The organism is Rhizobium aureum, from assembly GCF_030182495.1.
Classification (GTDB): Bacteria; Pseudomonadota; Alphaproteobacteria; order Rhizobiales; family Rhizobiaceae; genus Rhizobium; species Rhizobium tropici_C.
The window spans coordinates 386,902-413,008 of the sequence record NZ_JAQJCI010000001.1 but is presented as its reverse complement, the minus strand read 5'-3'; the positions used below and the strand labels follow the sequence as shown (position 1 = coordinate 413,008).

Genomic DNA, 26,107 nt, shown 5'->3' with positions numbered 1-26,107 from the left:
AGGTGCTTAGATTTGTTCTTTAAGTGACAAAAATGTATTCTCGGCGTTCAGTTTTGTAAGGGTATCGTGATGGAATGGAGTGATGTCAGAATTTTTCTTGCTGTTGCGCGATCCGGCACGCTCGGCGGCGCCGCGCGTTCTCTTCAGACAAGCCATCCGACCGTCGGCAGGCGCCTGCGCGCACTTGAGCAGGCGATCGGCCACACGCTCTTCCAGCGGACTGCGGACGGTCTTGTTCTGACGGAAGAGGGCCACGGGATCATCGCGCTGGCGGAGCAGATGGAAGAAGGCGCGCTGGCCATGGAGCGCCGGCTTGCGGGGCAGGAGCAGAATCTCAAAGGCAGTCTGCGCATTTCATCAGCGGACTGGTTCGGGGCCTACGTACTGCCTCCCATCCTGGCGGATTTTTCCAACGCCTACCCCAATGTCGACGTCGAGATCCTGACCGGCACGCGCCTGTTCAACCTCGCTCAGCGCGAGGCCGACATCGCTTTTCGTATCGTTCCGTTCAACACCGCCGATGTCGTTCAGCGGCGGCTCTTCAGGCTCGAATACGGCGTCTACGTCGCAGAGGAGTCGCCTGATCCCAAATATGGCGACGGGGCTGGTTTCCGGCTCATCACCCACGATACGTCGACCGGGCAGTTTCCCGATATCGCTTGGCTCATCGAGAGCTTCCCCAAAGCGAGACCGGTCCTGCGATCGAATAACCGCAACGTTCAGGGACGTATGTGTCGGCAAGGCGTCGGGATTGCCGTGCTGCCTCGCGTGGTCGGCGATCAGATCGCGGGTATCCGCAGACTGGAACTGCCGACGCAGCCACCGGCGCGAGACATCTGGATGGGATATCACCGGGATCTACGACGTCTTCAGCGGCTTCGTGCGTTCATCTCGACCGTATCGGACCATCTCGTGAATGCGACCGCATGACGAGCGGCCCGGAGATGATCAAGACTGCCCAAAAAATAGGGCGATCGCTCCCGGCTTGCGATTGAGGTATCCGCGCCTGTCGGCGAAATGGTGTGACCGACGCCCGGCTCGACCTCGAGTTCGACTTCGAAACCCGTGGCGCCAAGCTAGGCTGCAGCGAGTGTCGAAGCCATCGGGGTATCGTCGTGTCGTTCTGTCCATCCACAAGTAAGACCGGAATATCTTTGCTCACTGGAGATATCGTCTGCGGCGGAAGGAGCCCGGCAAACGAAACCACGAGGCAAGGGACCGTCATGGTGGAGGTGAAGCGAGCAGCCCGGTATCTTACAGCGACGGTCTTCGGCTCGCTACTTCCTGAGCTCTCGTCGCCACTATCTTCTGGTCTAAATATACCTCGGCTAAATTGAGTTCAAGTGAACGCATCGATGCTCTTTGGGGGGTCGAACTCTCAACCTGCAATTTCTAGCACGCAATCACTGCTTTTCATGATGTATGCCACCAAAAATGGCTTTTCATCATGAAACATGGCACATCGAAGCTTGGCGCCAGCGGAGATAGTAACGTGTTGTCGAGACTTCCAGATGTCGGCTCACGAGCCAATGAGACCGTTGGATCGCAGCGTGCAGCCGGATTCTGGACGCTGATCGGTCTGCCGTTATCTCATACGCATAGCCGGAAGAAGCGGCAGTATGTGGACGAGAGGACGGAACATACCTCGGCACATTTGCAGAAAATAGCTTTGCGGCATTGCAATAGCTGATAACGCACCGCAATATAGCTGTCACAAATCTGTGCAGTTGGGGTTCCGTGCCATGAGGATTTGTATTTATAAATCGGAAAGAGCACCTGAGCTCACCCTCTTATTGCGAGAAGGATTGCCTCTCCCGCTCGACACCAAGATAGACAAATGGACTAAAATCAAGGTGGTCACCGATCGGGAAATGAGAGCAGACCTTCTGATTGAGATTGGTGGCGCCGGATATGCATTAGTCCGGCTTGGTGCGACTAGACGACATTAGGCGGTAGCATCCATCTTGCTGTCGCGCTATCATCAAAAAACCGTGGCACCGCGGGACGTTGCCTGCTGGAAAGACGCACACTTGGCACTCACCAGCCGACCGGCAGCAAATCCGCCGGCGCAGATGCGGGAGATTGTCCGCGCACGCCTAGCCAGTTTCGAATAGCGTCGGCGATTTCAATACGTCCGTAGAGCTCTAGCAGGGTGTTAAAGAAGTCCATTTTCGGGCGGCGAAGTCAGCTTCATCACCGTTATGGAAACAGATTTGTCCGACGACGGAGCCGTCTGATTGGATTTCGGCCCATCCGTTGCCTTGGGCTTCGTCCATTTCGTCACTGCCTTGCCAGGAGAAGGCGACGTGATTGCCGTCGCGCGCACCGAAGATCTGCCCGGTGACGCAGCCAAAGGCGAATTCGCCGGAGCCGTCGGCGGCGAACTCGATGTAAGCGGGCTCCATCATGTCGGGATAGTCCTCGACATAGTCGGGCATCGCGACGATCCGCCAACGGCCGGCGAGGCTCATATCTGCACCGCCAGCAGCTTGGGCAAGCGGATCAGATTATAGGCCGCTAGGTTCAGGGTGAAGGCCGCGCCCACACGGGCGCATCCTCGTAGCTTGACCTTGGCCATGCCGGCCGATGACTTGATCCAACCAAACACTTCTTCGATCCGCTTGCGGCAGCGCTGGCTGGCTTCATAACCCGGATGGCGCTTCGTGCGGCCATCGATCGCCGTCACGCGAGGCTTGCCGGTTTTACTCAGATGGCCGTCGACGGCGATGTGCGGCGTGACCTTGTGCTCACGCAGGTCCTTGATGAACTGGCGTACGTCATAGGCCTTGTCGGCCTCCAGTGTGATGCGCCGCCGCGATGGCCGACGCTCCAACATGGCAAGCGCAGCTTCGCGCTCGGCTTTGCCCGTGGCCTGGGTGACGCCGCCATCCACGGCCAGCCCGTGACGGTTCTCCATCAGCGCATGGCCCATGTAGCACAGCTTCGCCGGCTGACCGTCGCCCTTCTTGTAGAGCCGCGCCTGCGGGTCGCTCGTGCTCTGGTGCGTATCGTTGGAGCGCTTTTCCTTGTGGAAGCCGCGCTTGGCGTTGCGGCCAGCGCCATCCGGATCATTATCGCCGCCGTCCTTGCGGCGGAAGCTCTTGATCGAAGCCCAGGCCTCGATCAGCGTCCCATCCACCGAGAAGTGATCCGACGACAACAGCCGCTTCACCCTTGGCTGCGCCAGCACCGCACGCAGAAACTTTGCCGCGATCTCACCTTCCAACAGCCGATCCCGGTTCTTGGTGAAACTCGAGTGATCCCAGGTCGGCTCGTCAACGCCGAGCCCCGCGAACCAGCGAAACAGAAGATCGAACTCCATGCGCTCCATCAACTGGCGCTCCGAGCGAATGCCGTAGAAGGCCTGCAGCAGCATCGCACGCAGCACGCGTTCCGGCGCGATCGAGGGTCGGCCGAGCCCAGCCGGATAAAGCACCGCGAAATTGCCATCCATCTCCGCAAGAGCCGCGTTCACGATCTCCCGGATCACTCGTAGCGGATGATCGCGCCGAACCCGCGCCTCAAGGTCCACATACGAAAACAGCGAGCCTGTCCGTTCGTCCAATCCGCGCATCCACCATCCCCAAATCACCCCGATACAGTGAATCACACCCAAACACGCTACGCCACAGACTTCTTCAACAGCCTGCTAGACCGCCGTATTGACCTCATGCTCCCATGCGATATCTTCGAAACGATCTCGGTCGTGTCATAGTGGCAGCATCTCTAAGCTGGACAATCGTTATTGGCGGTGTGGGATTCGAACCCATCGCATGAATCCGGTTAGCATCGGCACGGGCCGCATTCCGGGCACCATCCCTCCGGGCTTATCCCGTCTTGCCCATCCGCCCCGCCGTTGCCCTTCTAACAAGCGTGCTACCGCGATTCAATCGGAAGTCCAGAAACACCCGCCCGATCACGCTGTCCGACGCGTCCTTATTCGCAATATTCGGGCATCGATTGGCACTGGCTGAAAGGTGCGTACCGGACGATGCAGATGCGTGTGGGAAGATTTTGCGTATCACTGACGAGGCGGTCGACAATTGGATTACGGGCAAGACTGAAATCGAATTCGTCGCTGCGACCCGCCACATATGGAGTTTACACCGCCGCCGCCGTCGCTTACGGGAATGCCAACCATCGGGATTAAGGGGACCGGCGATGTTGATCACGCAAAGCGACTATAATCGGATTTACCGGGTCATCAACAGCCTGTTAATCAACGAAAACGCCGATCCGGCGACGGCTTCGATGTACTTCAGCACCTTCGGGGCCTTCATCTTGGAACACCACTTCAAGGTCAAGGCAAAGGCAAAAAGCGGATTGGCAGCTTACAATCTTGATGGAAAGTACATCCTGTTCGCAGACCAGCGCGACGATGGGTACGTCTCCGGCGCTGGGGAGAACTTCCATTGCTGGGTCGAGGCTGACGATTGGGCGATCGATTTCATGGCCCCTGCATTCTCACAGAGCATGCCGGATTTGGTGATACCACCGAAGATGTTTCAGCGGCCGCTCTCATCCATGCGCCCGTCCATCAATGATTTGAGCCAGTCCGGCGACTTCTTCTATCGTTCCGAACCTGATGCAACGAGCCGACGTTTCGCAGATTGGCGCAAGAATCCGATGATTGGAGACCTTGCCAGCCTCGCCGCGAACTGGTTTCGAAAATCTCCCAGGAAGATGCAGGCAGCGATCACGGTGCGGCATCAGGATGGCAAATCCAGCGCCGTACCGCTCATTTGCAACTCGCTTGTTGGTGCTTGGTAATCGTCGCACGACCATGTCCGCTCACAATCGGAATATACCCCCGCTCCCCTTGAATTTGCTTGCGCACGGTGGCTGCATGATCCAGTGCCCATCGCCCACATATTACGGCAGCAACGGGTTGGTTCTGGAGGCCATAGATCATGCGCTTGAATCAAGTGACGGTAACGATGTCTGACCTCGATGCGGGCTGGAACTTCTATTGCACTCTTGGCCTCAAGCCCGTCGTCGATGCACGTCCCCGCTATGCTCGTTTCTTATGCCCGGACGGCGACAGCACATTCTCACTGCATGAAAGCAAGAGCAACGGTGGTGGGACAACGGTGTATTTTGAATGTGACAATTTGGACGAAACGGTTAGCCAGCTGGAGAAGAAAGGACCTCAATTCACAAGCCCGCCGGAAGATAAAAGTTGGCTCTAGCGGGAAGCCGAGCTGTTTGATCCCGGCGGCAATCGCGTCCTGCTGTATTTTGCCGGGCAAAATCGCGTTAACCCGCCATGGCGTGTCAAATAGCTTGTTTTGGGAAGATCGACCTGATTATCCTTCATAGGAAGAGAGCATTCGAGATGACACGGCGAATTTTGGCGAAAATCAAACAAGCGGCATAACGTCAACAGATTGATGGCGCTTCCAGGCATTCGAAAATGGTCATGAAACACCGACACCAGTCTGCCTGGCAGTTCCTTTTACTGCCCCTGCGGCTCATCATCGCTGCGCTCGTCATCATCAGCGAGATCGCCCGGCCTGTTTATCGGCCACTCGTGAACTGGTTTGCTTCGCTTTCCATCGTAAAGCACTTTGGCGAGTTTGTCGGTTCATTGCCACGAGGCGTTATACTCGTTCTCTTTGTCGTTCCGCTCGCGATTGCCGAACCTCTAAAGATCTACGCATTGGTCGTGATCGCCCGGGGCCATGTGATCTCCGGACTGGTCATAATCGCACTGGCCTATCTGATGAGCTTTCTCCTGGTTGAGCGCCTGTTCCACGGGGGCCGTGACAAGCTTCTGACCTACGGCTGGCTCAAATGGATTATGGATCGCGTCGAGATCGTTCGAAACTGGATGGCTGAGGTGAAGGAGAGCGTCATGGCCTCTGTACACAATTGGCTTGGGCACCCCGGAAATCGATAGACCAAAGGTGGTGGAAGCCAGACTACGTGGAGATCGCCTTGACCGATAGTGACTGCTCAACAACGGAATGCTAGCTCGGACAGCACCGGCTGCTTCACTGCCGTGCATGAGGTAATGAGGTAACAACAAACGGATTCTAGGGCAGCTATTGCGGTCGTGGCGTCACGGAAAGACTCGGATCGTTAAGGTTTGTCTGGGTGCACTGTTGCGATGACGAAGTCTTCGCGTAAGTCATTGAGGCCGCTGCTCGCCGTCGAGCTCGCGCAAACCCAACAACTATATTAGATTTGCGGAAATGTTATAGGACGCCTCAAGTGAAGCAGATCGATATTGACGTGCTACGGGTAATTTCCTCCAGATTGGATTAGAGTCCGGCCTGATTAAGGACGGACGAATGAAGAAGAAGAAGAGATTTACGGAAGAGCAGATCATTGCGGTGCTTAAGGAGAAGGAGGCAGGCGTGAATGACGCCGCTTCGACCGGTCTACGCTGCGATAGCCTCATCTCCCGGTGCGAAGATATTCGTCAAATGAAGGAAGCAAATCATTCCCGATGGGTGCGTGATGATCCCCTCGCAACAGGATCGATCGATGGACCCGATGACGTCGGGGGGCGGCTGAAGTTGATCCGCAGTGACGGAGAGCATGTCGGTCACCCGGTCTACAACAAGTCCCATCGGCTTTCCGTGCACCTCCACCACCACGATCGCACTGCGCTCGGTCGTCTCGCCTGGCCGCATCCCAAGTTTGCGGGCCAGATCGATCGTCGGAATGACGGTCCCGCGCAAGTTGATCACGCCGAGAACTTCATCGGACGTGTGTGGCAGTGGCGTCGAGGCCGCCCATCCGCGAATTTCGCGAACGGACGTCGTCTCAATGCAGAATGTCTGCTCGCCAAGCTGGAATGCAATGATGTCCAGTGTCGTTTGACCGTTCATATTGGTGCTCAAGCCCGTCATCAGAACTCCTCCCAGCTGTCGCCGCCCTTAACGGCGGCGTTGCCTTGGAACGCATGCACGACCTTGGCCGTCATCTGACGCACCGGATTGCCAGCCGCGCGAGGTATGGCAGATGCAGCTCTCGGAGCCGAACGCTGGGATTGCGCCCCGCCGATATTGAACTGGGACAGAAGTTGGAACAGGGCGTCAGCTTCCTTGGCGAGACCGTGAGCGGCTGCAGATGTTTCCTCGACCATAGCAGCGTTCTGTTGCGTGCCCTGGTCCATCGTGTTGACGGCCGTATTGATTTCTTTCAGACCTGTCGCTTGCTCGCGGGAGGCGTCCACGATCGCCCCGACGTTGCTGTCGACATGGACAACCTGCCCGACTATCTCCTCCAGGGCCTTGCCGGTTTCGCCGACGAGAGCAACACCGTTCTTGACATGACCGTTGGACGTACCGATCAGATCCTTGATCTCCTTCGCGGCCTTGGCAGAGCGTTGGGCAAGCTCCCGAACCTCTTGTGCGACAACCGCAAAGCCCTTGCCAGCGTCGCCGGCGCGAGCGGCTTCAACACCCGCATTCAAGGCCAGCAGATTTGTCTGGAACGCGATCTCGTCGATCACACCAATAATATTGGCGATCTCCGATGCCGAGGCTTCGATCTTACCCATTGCTTCAACCGCCTGTCGAACCACGAGGCCCGAGCGTTCGGCATTCTCCTTCGTCCTGCGCACGAGCTGGCCAGCTTCCTGAGCCCGATTGCTCGAGCCAGACACGGTAGTAGTGATCTCCTCGAGAGCAGCGGCCGTCTCCTCGACGGAAGCAGCCTGCTGCTCCGTGCGGCGGGAGAGATCATCGGAAGCGGTTCGGATTTCCTGCGAGGCGGCGGCAATGGCCGCGGCATTCTGCGATACCGTTTCCATGGCCGAGCGGAGTTTGGAGGCAGCGCTGTTGAAATCCAACCGGAGCTTCTCCAGCGTCGGCAAGAAGGGCGTGCTGAGCTGCTGGGTAAGATCGCCGTCGGCAAGTCCTTGCAGAGCGGATGCGAGCTGGTCGACGTTTTCGACACGTTTCGTGACATCCGTCGCGAACTTGACGACCTTGAAGACCTTGCCGTTCATGTCAAAGATCGGATTGTACGAGGCTTGGATGTAGACCTTCTTTCCGCCCTTGCCCAGCCGCATGAACTCATCGGCAACAAACTCTCCTCCCGCCAACCGGGTCCAGAATTTGCGGTAGTCGTCGCTGTTGATGTAGGCGGATTCGCAGAAGATCGAGTGATGCTTTCCCTTGATTTCCGACAGCTGGTATCCGAGAGTGTTGAGAAAGTTCTCGTTGGCCGTCAGAATTTCGCCCGCAGGTGTGAACTCAATCACGGCCTGAGCGCGCGACAGCGCATCCAGTTTTCCAGCATCCTCGGCACTCTTCAGCTTTTGGGGGGTAATGTCAGTTGCAAACTTGACGACCTTGTAGGGCTTACCGCCCTTGAAGACCGGGTTGTAGGAGCCCTCGATCCAGATTTCCTTGCCGCCCTTGCCAATGCGCTTGTATTGACGCTGGTCAAACTTGCCAGCAGCCAGATCGCTCCAGAACTGGCGGTATTCGGCGCTCGCGGCCTCGGCTGGATCGACAAACATCCGATGATGCTGGCCCACGATTTCGCTCAGCTCATAACCGAGCGCCGCGCAAAAGTTCGCATTGGCGGACAGAATTTTTCCCGTGAGATCGAACTCGATGATCGCTTGCGACTTGCTCATTGCAGCGAGCACGGCCCCGGCGTCGGACGAGAAACCCAAAGACATAATACCCAAGATGCGCTCCATGTCTGCCGAGGGCTCGTGTCCGCCGATTAGGTTCAGTCGGACTTAGAAACCGTGGCTTTCGGTTACAGGTCAGCCGGCTGATCGATATTGTGACAACCCTTCCTCCCGGCGCCCCTATTTTTAGGGTCAAACACCCAACGAAACCTTAATTTCGGTGGCGCACATGAGCATTCGCTCGGCAAGTGTACATTTTGCTCAAGTCCAACCCCCTCAAGGTTGTAAAGCGCGTTCGAAGGCCGCCTCGCCGAGGCAGCAAACGCGATCACACCACTTTCGTCGAATCGTAAGCTAGGAAATTAGTCCGCGTCGGATCGCCTCAGCGATCGCGTGAACGCGATTGTCCGCACCGAGCTTCCGAATCGCGGCCTTCATGTAGCTATTGACGGTATCAGGTGTATAACCGCTCGCTGCGGCGATCTCGTCCGTCGTCTTGCCGAGGCTTGCAAATCTTAGGCACCTGATCTCGCCCTCGATCAGTTTCAGGGTCTGCGCCGAGAACTTGTCCATGATAGGTCGGGTCAGCACACGGTGCGTGATCTCGGCGATCTCGCCCAGGAATGCGATTTCTTCCTGTGAGAAAGGTGTTGAACGAGAGAAGGTGACAGCGCCGAACACTACATCACCGCGTCGGATAGGAAAAAGTGTACGATTGAGCACACCGAAAGTCCTGGCGAGATATTGCAGCCTCTGGGGAGGAGGTGTCTCAGCATAGACGTCCTCCTCAACGACCACATTCGCGGACGACAGCGATGCAATCACGAAAGGATCGGATTTCAGAAGGTCATCGCCATAATAGGCGTCAAGAAAGGCTGGCGGAACATCCGTGTCGATCGAGTGTCCGCTCCCGAACCGGTAGCCATCGAGGTCCAGGCCTGACACCGCAAAGAAATCAAATGGAACCGCTCCGCGCAGCTTCTCAATAAAAGGATGCGATACAACCTGCCGACGGGTGGGCAGCGACCTCAGGTCGGGTACTTCATCTAGAGGGTTGCTGAGAGCGAGGGCGCGGGAGAACGGCAATCTTCAAATCTCCAACCAAGTTCAGACATCAGGTTCTGGGGCTTAAATATTAAGAATGTGTAAGTTCGCAACCCAAAGCTTTATCCGGTGTAGCGTTTACGACTACCGCGCCACGGTTCGCAGGACTAGTCTAGCTACGCCCCGGTCTTCGAGAATGTCCGTGACTGTTGAATTGCAGGATGATTTAACTCACTTTTCATTTCGCATTGACCCACAATATCCGGGCTATCATTTTGTCGGCAAACGCCATTTAACGGTCCGATTGGACCACCGCGAAATGAAAAAGTGGGTCAAATTCTCGCGATAATAAATACTGTGGCTTCAAACCTGCAGAAATCTGGACCAGGAATGACGTGGTTCGTCAACGGTATAAGAGAAAGCCGGTTGATCCAGGCAAGTTCGGCTGAAGGTTCCGCTCCAGCTCTGTTCGAGGGCTGTGATAGGCCCCACGATTGTTAAATTGCAGTATGATTTAAGTGAATTGTACAACGTGGTGCCGGTGAGGACGCAGTTCCTCGGCCAGCGAACTATCTCGGAGGCGTCAGTCAAACCAGGATTGTAAACGGAAGGCGCGCGCGCGGCGAGAAGCGGCACGGCCCGCCCGAGGACAAATTCTTTGAAATGTGGCGGCGCCTGATGATCGATGAAATCTGGTTCTTTGCCATAATGCTCGCAGAGCAGAAATTCGTCCGGCCTATCGACCGACTGGTGGGCCACAAAGCTGGGGCAACCTGCTTCAGCTCGGCAGTAAGGTACGAACTGTCGAAGGATGCCCAATCATACCGATCGGGGTTTCATCCTCGTCAATAAGCCCTTTATTCGCAATATCCGTGGGTATCGCTCGCCGGCTCGATCGAAAGCTTCTCATCAGTCAACCAAGGCGTTAAATTCACGCCGATCATTTTCGTCGGATAGGCCATGACGTCTCAGCTGGACATGTTTTCGGAGAATGCTCAGCCCGTTCACAGAACGTCGGCGCCAAGCCTGCGCGCACGGCCAGCCGGATCAGCGCCTGACGAGACTGAGATGGTGCGGATCCTGCAAGCAACCGGCCGCTACCAAATCCTGAGAAAACTCGAAGCTCGGCCCATTGCTGCTGCTCCCAGGCCGGGCTATCCGCTTCGGGCTGTCATCCTCGACACCGAGACCACAGGGCTCGATGCCAGAAAGGACGAGATCATCGAAATCGGCCTGATCGGCTTCACTTTCAATGAGGACGGCGAGATCGGCGATATCACCGGTGTCTATGGCGGACTGCAGCAACCGAGCATTCCGATCCCGGCCGACGTCACCCGGCTGACCGGCATCACCGACGCCATGGTCCTCGGCCAGATGATCGACTTGGCGGCCATGCGCGCGCTCATCGAGCCCGCCGATCTCGTCATTGCCCACAATGCCGGCTTCGATCGCCCGTTCTGCGAAGCCTTCTCCTCGATCTTTGCCCGCAAGGCATGGGCTTGTTCCAATTCCGAGATCGATTGGAGCGCCAGGGGATATGAGGGAACCAAGCTTGGCTATCTCATCAACCAGAGTGGCTATTTTCATGTCGGGCACCGGGCGGTCGATGATTGCTTTGCGCTGCTGGAGGTGCTGGCGCTCGCTCAGGGCGATAACGATCAAACACCTTTCGCCGAGCTCTATCAGGCAAGCCTGCGTTCCCGCGTTCGCATCTTCGCGGAAAACTCACCCTTCGACCTCAAGGACCGGCTGAAGGAACGGGGCTATCGCTGGTCCGATGGCAGTGACGGCCGGCCGAAAGCGTGGTGGATCGAGATCGCAGAAGAGGCCATGGACGATGAGCTTCAGTTCCTGCGAAACGAAATCTACCACTGGGAGGATGCCGACCCGCCGATCCAGCGTTTGTCGGCATTCGACCGGTTCAGGGGGCGAAGATAATTCCTTTTGCTCTTGAAGGGAGTTGAACTTCTGCCCGGCTATTTCGTCGCGCGTCAAGGCCAGAAATTCTCTCCCTTTTCGGTTGTCGAGCGTAGTTCTCGACGATCCTTGGTTATGGCTCCAGACCTCTTTACCCGGCCTCCCCTTGTAATCCAGTATTTCAGCACGACTTAGATGGTAGTGACGGCTTGTCTTCAGGGCGCTGTCACCAAGGGTGCAGAACCTTGCCCCAACAAAGGAGGATGTGATGTCTTCCAATCCAGCAGCATCGCATATCGAACCCGCCGGCTTCAAGTTGGTCAGGGAAGTCTTAAGGTCCGCCGGCCTCCGGGGATTTCGGTCGGACGCGACTTCCGACATGAAACGTGACGCCTCACTCTTTCTCTCAACCGAGTTCCGCTGGGGTGTGAGGACAAAATCGGCTCTCCCGAGTTCTCTCGCCAACCGGAAACAGTCGTCGACGCGAGCAAGCCTTGATCCCCAATTCAAGAGTAGCGCTATTGACCGGTGGCAAGATGAGGGTGGGCGCTGATGGGCATCTCCTTCCCAAACGAAGCTCGTAGTTTTGACGACAGAAATCGCTGTGTCCGTTTCACCGGATACGACGGGATGTTCGAGATCAAATTCTATCTGGCGACCGAAGTCTTGGCCTGCGAGAAATCGCATCGAAATGCCAGCGAGGCAGACTACCTGACGGCGTTCGATGCATTGCGGCCAAGAATTCTGAAAGCTGCGACCTCTGCTTATTCAAAAGCTCGATCCAGCGCCATCACGCTAGATCTCGCGCATTTTCGTTGAGCATACCGTGATGCTGAAAGGATACAGGAGCTTAGAACAAAAACGAGATAGGTATTGCAAAACCAAAAATTGAGCTTATATGTTGTTTATCGACCAATGCTTGTGACGTCGTTCCAGAGCTTTATGCTCCCGTTGGATTTCCTCTCAAATAATCGATCTAATCCCGCAAGGCATCGCGGGAACCACAACGATTGCTTTGAAAGGAAATCGTTATGAACACTGGTACTGTAAAGTGGTTTAACTCCACCAAAGGCTTCGGCTTCATTCAGCCTGACAATGGCAGCACGGATGTGTTCGTGCACGTGTCTGCCGTCGAGCGCTCCGGCATGCGTTCACTTTCGGATGGTCAGAAGATTACTTATGACATCGTCCAGGACCGCAAGTCCGGCAAGAACTCTGCCGACAACCTTCAGGCGGCGTAATAAGGTCATTCGCACCGTTGACCACGGATGTACTGGCAGCAAAGCTGAATGACTGTGAGAGGTCGGGTTCATGCCCGGCCTTTTGTTTTTCTCGCGAGAGAGATTGGCACCCCCACCGGCTATGCCCCAGTGACAGCATTGTACCTGTACCATCCGGAAGGATGGGTCTGGTTTCAACCGCTGCAACATCTAGCCCGAGCGGCCCGCAGGCAGAAATGACAATAGCCTGCCCAAACGGCGAGGCAGGCATGTGGCAGACGCAATAGCCGTATCATAGGCATCGCTGTCTTTCCGATGGCTTTACCCAACCGAGAGGAGGACGCGATGTCTTCCAACGAGTATTCCGGCTACGTTTCACAAAATCTGGCTCGTTCGAGTCCATTCGGATATCATGAACAAGCGACCCTTCGCGCGCTTCTCGAAACCGTGGTCACCCGAGCCGCTCAGCGAATCCTGCCCGCGGCGATGAGTGCCTTTCCAAATTTCGGCATCGACGGAAAAACCCACATGCGGACGATACTTCAAGGCAGGACACTCCTCCCAGTTTAGCAAATTTGCTTCGAGACAAACGCCGACCCAAATCACTCCAGCTCAAACAGCGCCGACATTTATCCGGGCGCCAGAGGATAAACCCATGGCCAAAGGCCAAACGCGTAGCAACCGCGAGATCCGTAAACCGAAAAAAGACAAATCCGCAGCAGCGGCACCCGCGCCATCTGGCGCGCAGGTCAAGCTCACGGGCGGCCATACGGCGAGCTTCAGCAAGAAATAGCTCGGCGTTGTCACGCCAATACCATCGCAAAGGGCGCGATAACGCGCTCATTATTCGAGGACAAAATGACAAGCTACACCACCCGAAAATCCGCAGAAGCGCTGTTTCGTGCACCTGCCGCCGAAGCCGGTTCCAGTGCCGAAAAGCTCTTCAACCTTCGAAAAGGGATGCAGCTGCGCCAGCGCCAACTGCGCGATAGCGAACGGACCGTCCGAGATGCCGCCCGTCGCCTCCGTCATCCTGTCGCAACCGCGAGGGCGCAAATGTGACCCGGTTCGACTATACGGGCGGAGCTGGACTTTACGCCGGCAAGTCGAAAGCTGGAATAAGCGGCCCTCGCTATCGGCGGTTCGAGACAGCTGCCGAGGCCCTCCGTTTCGCAATAGAAGACATGCCACGCAGTCAGCAGCGTGGGTCTATGTTGGAAATTGACGAGGCGCGTTTCGATCAGAACCAGATCCGTGCGCTCTACGACGCGCCAGATTACCCGCTTTCGCGTCGACTCGGCTGATTGTGTTTCGGCGTGCAAATTTGACCCCCTTGGCGGGGTAATCGGCATCCAATTTTGACCCCCCTCAGATTTCATCTGACCATCCGGCTTTTGGCGGCGGATGGAGCGGGAGTTGAAGCGAGTGGATACGATTGCGCGTGTTCGACGGGCCTTCCATGTGCAGGGCTGGTCAGTGAAGAAGATCGTCCGGGAACTCCATGTATCGCGCAACACGGTTCGCAAGATACTGCGCTCCGACGAGACCGATTTTACCTATGAACGGGAGCGGCAACCGCTGCCAAGGATCGGAGCGTGGAAGGCCGAGATCGAGCGGTTTTTGACAGCCAATGAGGGCAAGCCGTCACGCGAACGGCTGACGCTGATCCGGATTTACGAGGAGGTTCGGGCACTCGGCTACGATGGCAGTTATGACGCGATCCGGCGATATGCCAAGACCTGGGCGAAGAACCGGGGAGCCGTGACGGCGGAAGCCTATGTGCCGCTCTACTATGCGCCAGGTGAGGCTTACCAGTTCGACTGGAGCCACGAGATCATTCTGATCAACGGCGTAACGACGACCGTGAAGCTCGCGCATGAGCTCTGGCGTCCTGATCGAAGGTGCAATCATGAAAACCGCCTGAAGCGGGAAGCGCCCGTGAAAAACAAATTCCAATCCTCAGGGCCTGATCAGCCCTGACGGATCCAGGTGAACGGACCGGGATTCCTTTTGGCTTCAACCGCCGATCTTGAGATTGGTCCCGTTCTCCTGAACCCGCGCTCGCGAAAGCGGGAAATTGGTGTCTGCCGCCAAAGAGCGGCGACCGCATGTGAGGTTGTACAGGCTCGAGAACCGGGCAGGTAATTGCCATGGGCTCAGACCGTGGATCCCACTCACCAAGGAGAAATTCGATGCCACTCGAATGAACAATTGACAAAAAACCTGATGTGAGGGACACGAACGTGTGACCAGTTATTTACGTGGTCAGCGAAATCGATTTGTCATTGCTCCATGACCGGGCGATTGTGAGCAAAATGCTCATTTGCGCAGCCTCACAGCGGCAATGACGTGTGGCGTCAGGAACGCGGCAATCTCTGTGATGACATCCTTCAGATCGCCGGGTTCATGTGCAACGCTTTCAACGAATGCGTGCCATTGCCGTTGCTTTTCCTGGTCCTTGACAAAGGCGTCCGTCAGGGCGTCGGGTATCTCCGGGGGATCGGTGTTTCTCGACGTTCGAAAGTCGCTTTGATCGCACACGCCATTCTGTCATCATCGAAATCGAATGACCTGTTGAGAATCCAGATATCGTAAAAGTCCTTCATGCGGCTGTTTGCACGCCCCAGCATGACCATCGCCTGGAACTTTTCGGCAATGACCGTCTCCCGCGCATAGGCTCTGAGCCGGGCCATCGGAAAACGAGCATAGAAGGATAATCTAGCGTCTCCGCCCCAGGCTCGAGCGCATCGCCAAATCCGATGTCGATCGTCAGGGTAATCCGCGCGCCACTGATCAAGGCCACGACCCGCAACCTGAGCCCGCCATATTCCAGCCCTCACGAATGCGACATTCGCATCACTGAAGGCATCTCGAAATCAGCATATTGACATTTGTCGAAAACGATTCGAATTTTGTCAAATCTAATACGGAGCGATGATCAACTGCGTCGTCGTCGAAGCTCGTTCCGGCCTGAGGAATGCGGAGGAGAAAGTGGAATTCCTGCTCGAAGTGAAGGGGCTGAAAAAGTCCTTTGGCGGCGTCGCCGCATTGCGCGATGGGCGCTTTCAGCTGCGTCCCGGCTCCGTCCACGCCTTGTGCGGGGGCAACGGTGCGGGCAAGTCGACGTTCCTCAAGATTCTGATGGGCATTCACAAGCGCGATGCCGGCTCCATTCGCCGCCGCGGCAAGGATGTGGATTACACAAGCCCTGCCGAAGCGCTCGCGGCCGGCATTGCCATCATCGAGCAGGAGCTCAGCCCCATCCCGCACATGACGGTTGCGGAGAACATCTATCTCGGCCGCGAGCCATCGGCGCGCTTTGGCGGCATCGATTTCAAGACAATGAACCGCAACGCGCAGGCGCTCCTCGACCGACTGCAGTTCAACATCCGCGCCACGCAATTCATGATGAACCTCTCGGTCGCGCAAGTTCAGCTGGTCGAGATCGCCAAGGCGCTCAGCCACGATGCCGAGGTGATCTTCATGGACGAGCCCACCTCCGCGATCGGCGAGAAGGAAGCGCAGCAGCTGTTTGCGACCATTGAGCGGCTGAAGGCTGAAGGCAAAGGCGTTGTCTACGTCTCGCACCGTCTGTCCGAAATCTTCCAGATCGCCGATTCCTACACGGCCTTTCGCGACGGGTCCTATGTCGGCAGCGGCGCGCTTGCCAATATCGACCGGCCGGGCCTCATCCGCCTGATCGTCGGCCGCGAGCTTGGCGAAGAATACATCAAGACCAACGTCCCGACGGTAACGCCGGGGCTGGAAGTCGCCGGGCTTACAGCAGAGGGCAAAGTCAACGACATCTCGTTTACCGCTCACAAGGGGGAGATTTTCGGCATTTACGGCCTGATGGGATCCGGCCGTACCGAGATCTTCAACTGCATCTTCGGCATCGATGCCGTCAGCAACGGCCAGATCAAGCTTGCTGGCGAGCCCATAACCGTGCGCAAACCGGCCGAAGCCATGCAGCATGGCATCGCCTTCGTCACCGAAGATCGCAAGCTGACCGGCCTCAACCTGATCGATAGCGTTCGCAACAATATCTGCCTTGCGAGCCTACCCGAAATGAGCCCCAATTTTTCGATGGATCGCCGGGCCGAGGCCAACGCCAGCCGGGACATGATCCAGCGCTTCGGCATCAAGGCTGCACGCGACAGCATGCCGGTCTCCGGCCTTTCGGGCGGCAATCAGCAAAAGGTGGTGCTCGGCAAATGGTTTCTGCGCAAGCCGAAAGTGCTGCTGCTCGATGAGCCGACGCGCGGCGTCGATGTCGGCGCCAAGCGCGAGATCTATCGCATCATCTGCGACTTCGCCGCCGAAGGCGGCACCGTGATCATGATCTCATCCGAAATAGACGAGGTTCTCGGCATGTCGGACCGCATCCTGGTGATGCGCCAGGGACGGTCTGCCGGAATTCTCAAGAGGGAGGAGGCCGACGCGCAATCGCTCGTGCATCTGTCGACCTGAACACAGCAGGCACGAAGCTCAAAAGAACGCGTCCGGCAACAAGAGGTATTTGCAATGTCCGCCACTGACAATAATCCGTCCAATTCCTGGTTCGGCTCGGACCGGCGCCGATTGATCATTCAGGAATACGGGATCTTTCTCGCCTTCCTTCTGCTCGCAGCTGTCCTCTCCGTTTCGAACCAATACTTCCTGACGGCCGGCAACATCTCCAACGTGCTGCTGCAGACCTCGATCAACGGGGTGCTGGCAATCGGCATGACATTCGTCATCCTGACGCGCGGCATCGATCTTTCCGTCGGCTCCGTGGTCGCACTCACAGGCATCGTCAGCGCCAGTTTCGCGACGACCTCGGCGACGGCCGGGATCATCGGTGCACCCTACCCGCCTTATGTCGCACTCGTCGTCGGCCTGCTGGTCGGTGTCGCCTGTGGCGCCGTGGTCGGCCTTATTGTCTCGCGCTTTGCCGTTCCCGCTTTTGTCGCAACGCTCGGCATGCTCTCTGCCGCCCGCGGCCTGACGCTGATCTATGGCGGCGGCAAGCCGGTTCCAGCTCTCACGCCTGACTTCCGCTGGATCGGCACCGGCAGCATCCTGTCCATCCCAATGCCGGTCGTTCTGCTTGCCATCGTCTTCATCATCGCCTGGTGGGTCCTGAACCGCACCCGCTTCGGCCGCTATATCTATGCTGTCGGCGGCAATCCGCATGCAGCCGTTACCTCCGGTATCAACGTCAGCAAGCTGCGCTTCCTCGTTTACGTCATTTCCGGTGGCCTCTCCGGTCTGGCAGGCATGATCCTTGCGGCGCGCACCGGCTCCGCTCTGCCACAGGCCGGCATCGCCTATGAGTTGGACGCGATTGCAGCCGTCGTCATTGGCGGCACCAGCCTTTCCGGCGGCGTCGGCCGCATCACGGGCACGCTGATCGGCGCGCTGATCATCGGTGTCATGAACAACGGCCTCGATCTCATGGGCATCCAGTCCTACTACCAGCAGGTCCTCAAGGGCGCGCTCATCGTCGGCGCCGTCATGCTCGACCAAAAGAGAAACCTGGGCGGCTGAGCCCGAAGACATTCCAGTGTCCACACTCGGAAAACCCAACGGCTCGTCAAGACGACGGCCGGACTTTCAACGGAGGAGACCTATAATGAAGAAATTATTGATTGCTCTTGCTGCAGCGACAGCAATTCTGGCCTCACCTGTCCTCGCCCAGGACAAGAAGCTGAAAATCGGCGCGGCTCCCTACGGCCTGAATGCCGAATTCATGCAGATCTGGTCGGCAGCGCTAAAGGAACACCCCGCCGTCAAGAATGGCGATGTCGATCTGACCATCTTCGACGGCCGCTATGACGCGCTCGTGCAGCAGGAGCAGGTCAACACGATGATCACGCAGAAGTTCGACGCGATCATCTTTGTACCGATCGATATCGAGGCCGCAGCAACCGCCGTACAGGCCGCCCATGACGCCGGTATCCCCGTCGTCGGCTCGAACACCCGCGTCAATTCCGATCTGCTGACTGCTTATGTCGGTTCCGACGACACGATCTCCGGCTACATGGAGGCCAAGAGCGTCCTCGACAAGATCGGCTGCAAGGGCAATGTCGTCATCCTCGAAGGCCCGATCGGTCAGTCCGCTCAGATCTCGCGCCTCGAAGGCAACAAGAAGGCGCTTGCCGAGTGCCCGAATGTGAAGGTGCTGGAAGACCAGACCGCCAACTGGTCGCGTGCCGAAGCCCAGACCCTCATGGAAAACTGGCTGACCTCTCATCCCGGCCAGATCAACGGCGTCATCGGCCAGAACGACGAGATGGCGCTCGGCGCGATCGAAGCGATCAAGGCTGCCAAGCTGAACGTCAAAGACTTCGCCATTGCCGGTATCGACGGCATCACCGATGCGCTCCATGCCGTCAAGGCTGGTACGATGACCTCGATCCTGCAGGACGCCAGCGCGCAGGCTCAGGGCGCCCTCGATCTGGCAATCTTTGCCGCCAAGAAGGGCAACTACAAGCCGGAATCCAAGATCTGGGAACAGTATCCGGCCATGCCGTTCAACGACGGCAAGGACAAGAACTACAATGTTCCGTGGACCCCGGTAACGGCCGAGAACGTCGACAAGCTGCTCGAAACCCGCAAGTAAGATCAATGTGGCGGGGCGAACCATCGCCTCGCCACACCCCGAAAACAGAGGCTTGAAAAAGATGACCGAGACATCCCCAGACATTGATTTGAACTTCCCGCTTTCAGGCAAGACGGCGCTCGTCACAGGCGGCGGCTCCGGCATCGGTGCTGCGGTCGCGGCTGCATTCGCCTCCAAGGGCGCGAAGGTCGCGGTTCTCGATATCAATGTCGACATGGCGAAGACCAAGGCATCAGAAATCGGCGGCGGCGCTGAAGCATTCGTCTGCGACGTGTCCGATCCGGCCTCGGTCAGCAAGGCCGTCAGCGATGTCGTATCGCATTTCGGCGGCATCGATATCGCCGTCAACAGCGCCGGCGTCGTCTTCCTTGCTCCCGCCGAGGATCTGCCGCTCGACTATTGGGACAAGACGATCAACATCAACCTCAAGGGAACGTTCCTGGTCACACAGGCTGTCGGTCGCGCGATGATCGCCGCCGGCAAGGGTGGCAAGATCGTTAATCTCGCCTCGCAAGCCGGCACGGTCGCCATCGAAGAGCATGTGGCATACTGCGCCTCCAAGTTCGGCGTGATCGGCATGTCCAAGACCTTTGCCGCCGAATGGGGCAAACACGGCATCAACGTCAACACCATCTCGCCGACCATCGTGCTGACCGAGCTCGGCAAGAAGGCCTGGGCCGGTGAAAAAGGCGAAGCCGCCAAGAAGCGCATCCCGACGGGCCGTTTCGCCTTCCCGCAGGAGATTGCAGCCGCGGCTGTTTTCCTCTCCTCGTCCGGCGCGGACATGATCAACGGCGCCGATCTGCTGATCGACGGCGGCTACACCATTCTTTGAGCGCAAGCGCTCGACAATTTCGACAGGAGAGACCATGCAGCGGTTCATCAACAATCCCGATGAAGTCGTTGAAGATACTGTAAAAGGCTTCATCAAAGCGCATTCGGATATCGTTCGTCTGGCAGACAATCCGCGCGTCGTCGTCGCCAAGGATGCGCCGTATGCCGGCAAGGTCGGCGTGGTCACCGGCGGTGGCTCCGGCCATGAGCCGGCCTTCATCGGCTATACCGGTAAGAATATGCTGGATGCGGTCGCAGTCGGCGAGCTCTTTTCGTCCCCAACGGCCAAGAGCTTCCACGACGCCATCCGCGAGGCCAATGGTGGCCGTGGTGTTATCTGCCTTTACGGCAACTATGCCGGCGACAACATGAACGTGAAGATGGCGACGAAGCTTGCCGCCAAGGACGGCATCGAAGTCGCGACCGTCGTCGCCAACGACGATGTCTGCTCGGCACCACCGGAGGAGCGCGAGAAGCGCCGCGGCGTGGCCGGCGAAATCTTCATGTGGAAGATCGGCGGCGCCAAGGCTTCCAAGGGTGCGAACCTGGAGGAAGTACGCGTGACCGCGCAAAGGGCGATCGACAATTGCCGCTCCGTCGGTATCGGCCTTGGTCCCTGCACCCTGCCCGCCGTCGGTCATTCGAATTTCCAGATCGAACCCGGCACGATGGAAGTCGGCATCGGCCATCACGGCGAACCCGGCGTTCGCGTCGAGCCGCTGAAGACGGCAGCGGAGATAGCCGAGGATATGTGCCAGATCGTGCTCGATGATCATAATCTGGCCACTGGAACGGAAGTGGCCGTCCTCGTGTCTGGCCTCGGCGCGACACCGGTCAACGAGCTCTACATCCTCAACGACACGATCGAGACGAAGATCTCCGAACGGGGATTGAATATCTACAGGACCTATATTGGCAACTACTTCACGTCGCTCGAAATGGTCGGCGCGACGCTGACCGTGATGGCACTCGACGAGGAGCTGAAAGAGCTTCTGGACGTCGAGGTCGAGTGCACGACGCTGCTCTGAGGGGGACGCACGCATGCAGACATTCAACAATGCAACATCGGGTGATATCGTCTTGGCGATGGCCGATCGCATCGTCGAGAACCGCGCCTATCTCAGCGAGATCGACGGCAAGATCGGCGACGGCGACCATGGCGTCAACATGGCCAAGGGCTTCGCAATGGCCGCGGAACGCCTGAAGGGCAAGAACCAGTCGCTGTCAGTCTCGCTCGATACGCTGGGCACGGTGCTGATGACCGAGATCGGCGGCTCCATGGGCCCGCTCTACGGCGTCATGTTCACCGAGATTGCCGAAAAGCTCAACGGCATCGAGGCCATCGATAGCGCAGCCTATAGCAGGGCGCTGCATGCCGGGCTTGAAGGTATCCAGTCGATCGGTTCCGCCAAAGTCGGCGACAAGACGCTTTTGGACACGCTGGTTCCGGCAATCGAGGCGTTCGATGCTGCGAATGCAGCCGGCAAATCCTTTGCGGAGGCGCTCGATGCTCTGGTTGCTGCAGCCGAGGTCGGCCGCGACTCCACCCTCAATCTCGTTGCCAAGATCGGCCGCGCCAGCCGGTTGGGCGAGCGCTCGCTCGGCGTTCTCGACGCCGGTGCGACTTCCTGCGCTATCATCCTGAAGGAACTTTCGCTCTGCGCTCGCGCACGACTGCAATAACAGGGCTCTCCCAAGGCTGCGCGATCCCGTGCTCCACCACGGGGTCGCGCGCCGCCCTTCCTCAAGAAGAAGCATTTGCAAACATGCGTCATTGCTTTCATCTTCTGGCGAAAACGGGAAACAGTGAATCATCATGACAGGCAAGGCATCTTCGGCCGGCAAGAACAGTGCAAGCAAGGCGGGCGTGCCGGATGCGACCGATAGCATGCCGTTGCGCTATGGCGACGACCCCTATGTCTGGGCCTGCTGGCTCTATTACGAAGATGGCAAGACCCAAGGCGACATCGCCGAGATTATGGGCATTTCGCGGGCGACCGTGAACAGCTATCTCGCCGATGCCCGCAGCCGCGGCATCGTCAATATCTCACTCGAGCCCTCTCGCCTGAGTTCGCTCTCCATCGCTCAAGAACTCAAGCGCCATTTCGGCCTGCACGACTGTCTCGTGGTGCCTAGCGACGACGGTTCGCGGCCGCTTATCGACCGCCTCGGAACCGCCGGTGCGCAGGCCATCGCCCGCCTACTGAAATCCGGCGATACGCTTGCCGTTGCCTGGGGCCGCACGGTTCTCGCGGTCGCGGAGCAAGCCAATGTGCCGAACCTGCAGGATGTTACCATCGTCCAGGCAACCGGTGGCACCCGTGCACTCTTTGCCTACACGCCGGAACTCTGTGCCAGTGCCTTTGCCAATGTGACAGGCGGCAGGCTGATCAATATCACGGCCCCTGCGATCGTTTCGGCGCCTGAAGTTCGGGAGATCTTGTTGCGCGAACCATTGGTCGAGGATCAATTTGCTACCCTTGCCAAAGCCAACAAAGCTATCTTCGGCGTGGCGTCGTTGCGGCCGAACTCGACGGTTCACAGCAGCGGTTTCTTCGAGTCCGTCTCCCTGCAGGATTATCTGGCCAAGAATGCTGTTGGCGTTCTTGCCGGCCGTTTCATCGACACCAAGGGTCTGCCGGTTGCAGGGCCGCTCGACGACCGCACCATCGGCATATCCCTCGACATGCTGAAATCCATCGGGCTACGCATCGCCGTCGCCGGCGGCTTCGACAAGGTGCCCGCAATTCTCGCCGCCTTGCGCGGCGGCTATATCAACGTGCTGATTACCGATGCAGCCACCGGGCGCGGCATTCTGAATGCCGATGGTGTCACCGAGTTCGATCAGAAAGCCCAGCAGCGTCCGAAAACCGACAACAGCATTGCCCTGCCCAGCAGCTATCGAACGCATATCAAGAAATTCCTCAACAATCCCGACGATGTCGTCGACGAGATGCTGGAAGGCATCGTCAAGGCACATGCCTCGCATATCACGCCGATCAAGGGATCGAACCGCGCGCTGATGGCGCGAACCGGCCCGAGGCTGGGAAAGGTCGGCCTGGTGATTGGCGGCGGTACCGGGCACGAGCCTAGCTTTCTTGGCTATGTCGGCAAGGGGCTTGCCGATGCCGTTGCCATCGGCAACATCTTTTCCTCGCCTCCGCCGACGCCAATCCTCGAATGTGCCAAGGCGTCTTCCGGCGGCGAAGGCGTACTTTTTGTCTACGGCAACTATGCCGGCGACGTCATGAACTTCGAGATGGCCGCCGAAATGGCGCAGGAGCAGAAAATCGACGTCCGCACGGTGCTGACCACAGACGATATCTCCTCCTCGCCGATCGAGGATCGCGAGGGACGACGCGGCGTCGCCGGCAACTTCTTCATCTTCAAGATAGCCGGCGCCGCCTGCGACAAGGGTCTGTCGCTCGACGCATGCGAGACGGTGACGCGCAAGGCCAATGATCGGACTTTCACGATGGGTGTCGCACTCGAGCCCTGCTCGCTGCCGCAGACCCGACGCCACAACTTCGAAATCGGACCTGACGATATCGAATTTGGCATGGGCATTCACGGCGAACGCGGTGTCACCCGCGAGAAGATGATGAGCGCCGACGAGATCACCGATCGGGTGATGGACCGGATATTCTCCGAAATGAAGCCGGTTGCAGGCGATCGAGTGGCGGTGCTCATCAATTCTTTCGGCGCAACGCCGCTGATGGAGCTCTATATTCTGTTCCGGCGCGTCGAACAGAGGCTGAGCGCGAAGGACATCAAGATCGAGGCAAACTGGGTGGGACATTATTGCACGTCGCTGGATATGGTCGGCGCCTCCATATCCATCCTGCATCTCGATCAGGAACTGACTGACATGCTCTACCATCCGTGCGACACCTTCGCGCTGAAGGTCGGATGAAGCTATAAAAATGTGCCCGGCGACAACAGACATGGCCGGGACCGGGAGGAAGACGATGTCGGAAGAAGCCGCCCGATGCCTGGGCACCATGTTTCAGCGCATATCGATCGCGATCAATGCCGAAAAAGATCGCCTCTCGGAGCTGGATGGCGCAATTGGCGACGCCGATCACGGCATCACCATGTCTCTCGGCTTCATGGCGGTGAACGCGGAGCTCGCAAAGCTCGATCTTGCGCAGGCGTTACCCTCCGAAATCTTCTCCGCGGCAGCCTCCGCCTTTCTGGATGCCGTCGGCGCATCGACCGGCCCGCTCTATGCCACCGCCTTCCGCCGCGCTTCGCAGTCATTGAAGGCGGACGAATCCTTATCGCTCGCCTGCCAGGCAATGATCGTCGACGAGATGCGGGCCGGTATCCAGCAGCGCGGCAAAGGTCAGCGTGGCGACAAGACCATGCTCGACGCCTGGATCCCCGCTGCCGAGGCCGCAATCCACGCCAAGGCGAATTCGCACGATGCTATGACGATGTGGAATTCGATCGTTGACGCTGCCGAAGCTGGAGCTAATTCGACAAGCTCCATGGTGGCCGCCCGCGGTCGGGCCGCTCGGCTGGGAGAGCGATCCCTTGGGCATATCGATCCCGGCGCGGCTTCGGCCGTTATCATTCTGCGTGCGATGCGCGATACGTTTGAAGCAAGCTGAGCTTAGCACTAAGCAGCTGTAGAAGCCACCAAATCGCCCCGGCTTCGACAAGCTATCGCGATGCAACCAGCAATGCAAGCATTGCACTGCTGCTCTGGCTGCCGGCCCCTCGTCGGTGGGATTGTTCTTGTACTGATCGGCCATGACAAGCGCTTGGAACGAGTACCTATCTCGCGTTGCGAACGATCCCGCGGGCCCCAAAGGGGTCGACAGCGGCAAGGCTACAACCTCAGCGGCCTTGGTGGAACGTCAATCATTATTCGGTGGCGCAATATTGCCGACGCGACGGTGAATGACTGCCACGAGCGGGATCTTGCCCAGGTTAGAAGTAGTGGCGACGAGCTGCGCGGCGCTCCCGATAGCCAACAAAACTATAAGAGCTGGCGATATTGCCAGATATCACCAGCCCTTGGAACATAGTCAGCCGATTGGAATGCCTGAGCTACCGCATCTAAACGCTTGCGATCAGACCGCCGTCGATCCTCAGAACACTTCCGGTAACATAAGATGCACGCGTGCTCGCCAGGAAGGTGACGACATCGGCATATTCCTGCGGATCGCCGTAGCGGCCGACTGGAATGGAGGCGGTGCTTTGCGCCGAGACATCTTCTACCGAGCGGCCTTCGCGCTTGGCCCTCTGCTCATCCAGGAAGGTGATGCGCTGAGTGGCGATGCGGCCAGGCAGCACGATATTGACCGTCACGCCGTCGCGGCCGACCTCGCCTGCAAGGGTCTTCGACCAACCGACCAAGGACATGCGCAACGCGTTCGAAAGTCCGAGGTTCGGGATCGGCGCGACAACGCCCGACGAGGTCGAGGTAATGATCCGCCCCCACTTCTTCTCGCGCATCTTCGGCAGCACGGCATCGCTAATCGCAATGACCGACAGCACCATGCTATCGAAATGCTTACGCCAGCTTTCGGCATTCTGGCCAGAAACGAGCGTCGGGGGCGGGCCGCCGGTGATATTGACGAGGACGTCGACCGATCCGAACCGGGCTTCGATCGTCGAGAGGTTCGAGGTGATGATGCTGAGGTCGGCAAGATCCCAGGCGATCGCCACAGCGCTGCCACCACTTGCTTCGATCTCCGCGACCGCCTTTTCAGCCGCTTCCTTGTTGATATCGGCGACAGCGACATGGCTCCCTTCGGCGGCCAATGTCTTGGCAATTGCGCCGCCGAGGCCACCGCCTGCGCCGAGGACGAGCGCAGTTTTTTCCTTCAGTCCTAGATCCATGCGTGTTTCCTTTCATTTTCCGGCACACAACCGGTTTGCTTT

At 58.0% G+C, this 26,107-nt stretch carries 24 protein-coding genes and 3 pseudogenes; 19 read left to right on the top strand and 8 right to left on the bottom strand.

Features of this window, described 5'->3' with window-relative positions; translation table 11 throughout:
* The first annotated feature begins 69 nt into the window (after nucleotides 1-69).
* Nucleotides 70-930, top strand: coding sequence for a LysR family transcriptional regulator (locus tag PH552_RS01980; protein WP_112342107.1), 861 nt, complete (start codon nucleotides 70-72; stop codon nucleotides 928-930).
* A gap of 1,214 nt (nucleotides 931-2,144) precedes the next feature.
* Here PH552_RS01980 and PH552_RS01975 read toward each other — a convergent pair.
* Both PH552_RS01975 and PH552_RS01970 read right to left on the bottom strand, forming a co-directional pair.
* Entirely contained in the window at nucleotides 2,145-2,471 is a 327-nt protein-coding gene (locus PH552_RS01975; protein ID WP_112342108.1) for a hypothetical protein, read from the bottom strand.
* Nucleotides 2,468-3,574 carry an IS5 family transposase gene (locus PH552_RS01970; RefSeq protein WP_113248612.1) on the bottom strand — a complete coding sequence of 369 codons (1,107 nt, stop codon included), beginning with the start codon at nucleotides 3,572-3,574 and terminating at the stop codon, nucleotides 2,468-2,470. Before PH552_RS01970 ends, PH552_RS01975 begins: the two co-directional genes overlap by 4 nt.
* A gap of 587 nt (nucleotides 3,575-4,161) precedes the next feature.
* Here PH552_RS01970 and PH552_RS01965 point away from each other — a divergent pair.
* The 3 genes and pseudogenes from PH552_RS01965 (at nucleotide 4,162) to PH552_RS01955 (ending at nucleotide 5,899) form a co-directional block, all read left to right on the top strand.
* Entirely contained in the window at nucleotides 4,162-4,770 is a 609-nt protein-coding gene (locus PH552_RS01965) for a DUF2026 family protein (protein WP_285165428.1), read from the top strand.
* A 140-nt stretch (nucleotides 4,771-4,910) separates the two neighbouring features.
* Nucleotides 4,911-5,282, top strand: a pseudogene (locus PH552_RS01960) (VOC family protein).
* A gap of 131 nt (nucleotides 5,283-5,413) precedes the next feature.
* Nucleotides 5,414-5,899: a hypothetical protein gene (locus PH552_RS01955; RefSeq protein ID WP_112343864.1), complete on the top strand. Its 486-nt coding sequence runs from the start codon at nucleotides 5,414-5,416 to the stop codon at nucleotides 5,897-5,899.
* A 484-nt stretch (nucleotides 5,900-6,383) separates the two neighbouring features.
* Here the strand turns inward: PH552_RS01955 and PH552_RS01950 are convergent, their stop codons facing one another.
* The 4 genes from PH552_RS01950 to PH552_RS33705 all read right to left on the bottom strand — a co-directional run bounded on the left by PH552_RS01950 (nucleotide 6,384) and on the right by PH552_RS33705 (nucleotide 10,459).
* The gene (locus tag PH552_RS01950; protein ID WP_183764655.1) at nucleotides 6,384-6,857 is read right to left on the bottom strand and encodes a chemotaxis protein CheW; all 474 of its coding nucleotides are present in this window, start codon (nucleotides 6,855-6,857) and stop codon (nucleotides 6,384-6,386) included.
* Entirely contained in the window at nucleotides 6,857-8,641 is a 1,785-nt protein-coding gene (locus PH552_RS01945; RefSeq protein ID WP_285165719.1) for a methyl-accepting chemotaxis protein, read from the bottom strand. The genes PH552_RS01950 and PH552_RS01945 overlap by 1 nt, the downstream gene beginning before the upstream one ends.
* Nucleotides 8,642-8,950: 309 nt before the next feature.
* The gene (locus PH552_RS01940) at nucleotides 8,951-9,682 is read right to left on the bottom strand and encodes a helix-turn-helix transcriptional regulator (RefSeq protein WP_183764658.1); all 732 of its coding nucleotides are present in this window, start codon (nucleotides 9,680-9,682) and stop codon (nucleotides 8,951-8,953) included.
* A 321-nt stretch (nucleotides 9,683-10,003) separates the two neighbouring features.
* The gene (locus PH552_RS33705; RefSeq protein WP_112343860.1) at nucleotides 10,004-10,459 is read right to left on the bottom strand and encodes a putative quinol monooxygenase; all 456 of its coding nucleotides are present in this window, start codon (nucleotides 10,457-10,459) and stop codon (nucleotides 10,004-10,006) included.
* Nucleotides 10,460-10,600: 141 nt separating this feature from the next.
* Here PH552_RS33705 and PH552_RS01935 point away from each other — a divergent pair, with 141 nt between their 5' ends.
* From PH552_RS01935 to PH552_RS01905, 7 genes and pseudogenes are all read left to right on the top strand, one after another.
* Nucleotides 10,601-11,578, top strand: a complete 978-nt coding sequence (locus PH552_RS01935) for a 3'-5' exonuclease (RefSeq protein ID WP_113248608.1) — start codon at nucleotides 10,601-10,603, stop codon at nucleotides 11,576-11,578.
* Nucleotides 11,579-12,109: 531 nt separating this feature from the next.
* Nucleotides 12,110-12,376: a DUF1488 family protein gene (locus PH552_RS01930; protein WP_112343858.1), complete on the top strand. Its 267-nt coding sequence runs from the start codon at nucleotides 12,110-12,112 to the stop codon at nucleotides 12,374-12,376.
* A gap of 212 nt (nucleotides 12,377-12,588) precedes the next feature.
* Nucleotides 12,589-12,798 (top strand): cold-shock protein, encoded by a 210-nt coding sequence (locus PH552_RS01925; protein ID WP_112343857.1) that lies wholly within the window; start codon nucleotides 12,589-12,591, stop codon nucleotides 12,796-12,798.
* 324 nt (nucleotides 12,799-13,122) lie between these two features.
* A complete protein-coding gene (locus tag PH552_RS01920; RefSeq protein WP_183765867.1) occupies nucleotides 13,123-13,347 on the top strand; it encodes a hypothetical protein in 225 nt (74 codons plus the stop codon).
* An 85-nt stretch (nucleotides 13,348-13,432) separates the two neighbouring features.
* Nucleotides 13,433-13,570, top strand: coding sequence for a hypothetical protein (locus PH552_RS01915; RefSeq protein ID WP_181592403.1), 138 nt, complete (start codon nucleotides 13,433-13,435; stop codon nucleotides 13,568-13,570).
* A 65-nt stretch (nucleotides 13,571-13,635) separates the two neighbouring features.
* Complete coding sequence (locus PH552_RS01910) at nucleotides 13,636-13,839, top strand: hypothetical protein (protein WP_145645616.1); 204 nt, start codon at nucleotides 13,636-13,638, stop codon at nucleotides 13,837-13,839.
* Between the two features lie 354 nt (nucleotides 13,840-14,193).
* A pseudogene (locus PH552_RS01905) lies at nucleotides 14,194-14,655 on the top strand (helix-turn-helix domain-containing protein); the annotation flags it as partial.
* A gap of 441 nt (nucleotides 14,656-15,096) precedes the next feature.
* Here PH552_RS01905 and PH552_RS33700 read toward each other — a convergent pair.
* Nucleotides 15,097-15,610, bottom strand: a pseudogene (locus PH552_RS33700) (nucleotidyl transferase AbiEii/AbiGii toxin family protein); the annotation flags it as partial.
* A 158-nt stretch (nucleotides 15,611-15,768) separates the two neighbouring features.
* Between PH552_RS33700 and PH552_RS01895 the strand changes: the two are divergent.
* The 8 genes from PH552_RS01895 (at nucleotide 15,769) to dhaL (PH552_RS01860) (ending at nucleotide 24,828) form a co-directional block, all read left to right on the top strand.
* Nucleotides 15,769-17,247 (top strand): sugar ABC transporter ATP-binding protein, encoded by a 1,479-nt coding sequence (locus PH552_RS01895; RefSeq protein WP_112343056.1) that lies wholly within the window; start codon nucleotides 15,769-15,771, stop codon nucleotides 17,245-17,247.
* Nucleotides 17,248-17,301: 54 nt separating this feature from the next.
* A complete protein-coding gene (locus tag PH552_RS01890; RefSeq protein WP_112342814.1) occupies nucleotides 17,302-18,306 on the top strand; it encodes an ABC transporter permease in 1,005 nt (334 codons plus the stop codon).
* Between the two features lie 85 nt (nucleotides 18,307-18,391).
* On the top strand, nucleotides 18,392-19,381 hold the full coding sequence (locus tag PH552_RS01885) for a substrate-binding domain-containing protein (protein WP_112342815.1): 990 nt from the start codon (nucleotides 18,392-18,394) through the stop codon (nucleotides 19,379-19,381).
* A gap of 61 nt (nucleotides 19,382-19,442) precedes the next feature.
* The gene (locus PH552_RS01880; RefSeq protein ID WP_112342816.1) at nucleotides 19,443-20,216 is read left to right on the top strand and encodes an SDR family oxidoreductase; all 774 of its coding nucleotides are present in this window, start codon (nucleotides 19,443-19,445) and stop codon (nucleotides 20,214-20,216) included.
* A gap of 34 nt (nucleotides 20,217-20,250) precedes the next feature.
* The gene (locus PH552_RS01875) at nucleotides 20,251-21,243 is read left to right on the top strand and encodes a dihydroxyacetone kinase subunit DhaK (protein WP_112342817.1); all 993 of its coding nucleotides are present in this window, start codon (nucleotides 20,251-20,253) and stop codon (nucleotides 21,241-21,243) included.
* Nucleotides 21,244-21,256: 13 nt separating this feature from the next.
* Nucleotides 21,257-21,898, top strand: coding sequence for a dihydroxyacetone kinase subunit DhaL (dhaL, locus tag PH552_RS01870; protein WP_112342818.1), 642 nt, complete (start codon nucleotides 21,257-21,259; stop codon nucleotides 21,896-21,898).
* Nucleotides 21,899-22,031: 133 nt separating this feature from the next.
* Entirely contained in the window at nucleotides 22,032-24,128 is a 2,097-nt protein-coding gene (locus PH552_RS01865) for a bifunctional sugar-binding transcriptional regulator/dihydroxyacetone kinase subunit DhaK (protein WP_285165427.1), read from the top strand.
* 55 nt (nucleotides 24,129-24,183) lie between these two features.
* Nucleotides 24,184-24,828: a dihydroxyacetone kinase subunit DhaL gene (gene dhaL, locus PH552_RS01860; protein ID WP_112342820.1), complete on the top strand. Its 645-nt coding sequence runs from the start codon at nucleotides 24,184-24,186 to the stop codon at nucleotides 24,826-24,828.
* 451 nt (nucleotides 24,829-25,279) lie between these two features.
* On the opposite strand, the gene PH552_RS01855 is transcribed toward dhaL (PH552_RS01860), so the two are convergent.
* Nucleotides 25,280-26,065, bottom strand: a complete 786-nt coding sequence (locus tag PH552_RS01855; protein WP_112342821.1) for an SDR family oxidoreductase — start codon at nucleotides 26,063-26,065, stop codon at nucleotides 25,280-25,282.
* Nucleotides 26,066-26,107: the final 42 nt, after the last annotated feature.

Bases quoted from the DNA above. Each gene is read 5' to 3' on its own strand.
- PH552_RS01910 (WP_145645616.1), top strand. From the start codon at position 13,636: ATGACAAGCTACACCACCCGAAAATCCGCAGAAGCGCTGTTTCGTGCA.
- PH552_RS01950 (WP_183764655.1), bottom strand. From the start codon at position 6,857: ATGACGGGCTTGAGCACCAATATGAACGGTCAAACGACACTGGACATC.
- PH552_RS01880 (WP_112342816.1), top strand. From the start codon at position 19,443: ATGACCGAGACATCCCCAGACATTGATTTGAACTTCCCGCTTTCAGGC.
- PH552_RS01945 (WP_285165719.1), bottom strand. From the start codon at position 8,641: ATGTCTTTGGGTTTCTCGTCCGACGCCGGGGCCGTGCTCGCTGCAATG.
- PH552_RS01890 (WP_112342814.1), top strand. From the start codon at position 17,302: ATGTCCGCCACTGACAATAATCCGTCCAATTCCTGGTTCGGCTCGGAC.
- PH552_RS01855 (WP_112342821.1), bottom strand. From the start codon at position 26,065: ATGGATCTAGGACTGAAGGAAAAAACTGCGCTCGTCCTCGGCGCAGGC.
- dhaL (WP_112342818.1), top strand. From the start codon at position 21,257: ATGCAGACATTCAACAATGCAACATCGGGTGATATCGTCTTGGCGATG.
- PH552_RS01970 (WP_113248612.1), bottom strand. From the start codon at position 3,574: ATGCGCGGATTGGACGAACGGACAGGCTCGCTGTTTTCGTATGTGGAC.
- PH552_RS01980 (WP_112342107.1), top strand. From the start codon at position 70: ATGGAATGGAGTGATGTCAGAATTTTTCTTGCTGTTGCGCGATCCGGC.
- PH552_RS01975 (WP_112342108.1), bottom strand. From the start codon at position 2,471: ATGAGCCTCGCCGGCCGTTGGCGGATCGTCGCGATGCCCGACTATGTC.
- PH552_RS01925 (WP_112343857.1), top strand. From the start codon at position 12,589: ATGAACACTGGTACTGTAAAGTGGTTTAACTCCACCAAAGGCTTCGGC.
- PH552_RS01920 (WP_183765867.1), top strand. From the start codon at position 13,123: ATGTCTTCCAACGAGTATTCCGGCTACGTTTCACAAAATCTGGCTCGT.
- PH552_RS01935 (WP_113248608.1), top strand. From the start codon at position 10,601: ATGACGTCTCAGCTGGACATGTTTTCGGAGAATGCTCAGCCCGTTCAC.
- PH552_RS01885 (WP_112342815.1), top strand. From the start codon at position 18,392: ATGAAGAAATTATTGATTGCTCTTGCTGCAGCGACAGCAATTCTGGCC.
- PH552_RS01965 (WP_285165428.1), top strand. From the start codon at position 4,162: ATGTTGATCACGCAAAGCGACTATAATCGGATTTACCGGGTCATCAAC.
- dhaL (WP_112342820.1), top strand. From the start codon at position 24,184: ATGTCGGAAGAAGCCGCCCGATGCCTGGGCACCATGTTTCAGCGCATA.
- PH552_RS01930 (WP_112343858.1), top strand. From the start codon at position 12,110: ATGGGCATCTCCTTCCCAAACGAAGCTCGTAGTTTTGACGACAGAAAT.
- PH552_RS01955 (WP_112343864.1), top strand. From the start codon at position 5,414: ATGGTCATGAAACACCGACACCAGTCTGCCTGGCAGTTCCTTTTACTG.
- PH552_RS01865 (WP_285165427.1), top strand. From the start codon at position 22,032: ATGACAGGCAAGGCATCTTCGGCCGGCAAGAACAGTGCAAGCAAGGCG.
- PH552_RS01875 (WP_112342817.1), top strand. From the start codon at position 20,251: ATGCAGCGGTTCATCAACAATCCCGATGAAGTCGTTGAAGATACTGTA.
- PH552_RS01915 (WP_181592403.1), top strand. From the start codon at position 13,433: ATGGCCAAAGGCCAAACGCGTAGCAACCGCGAGATCCGTAAACCGAAA.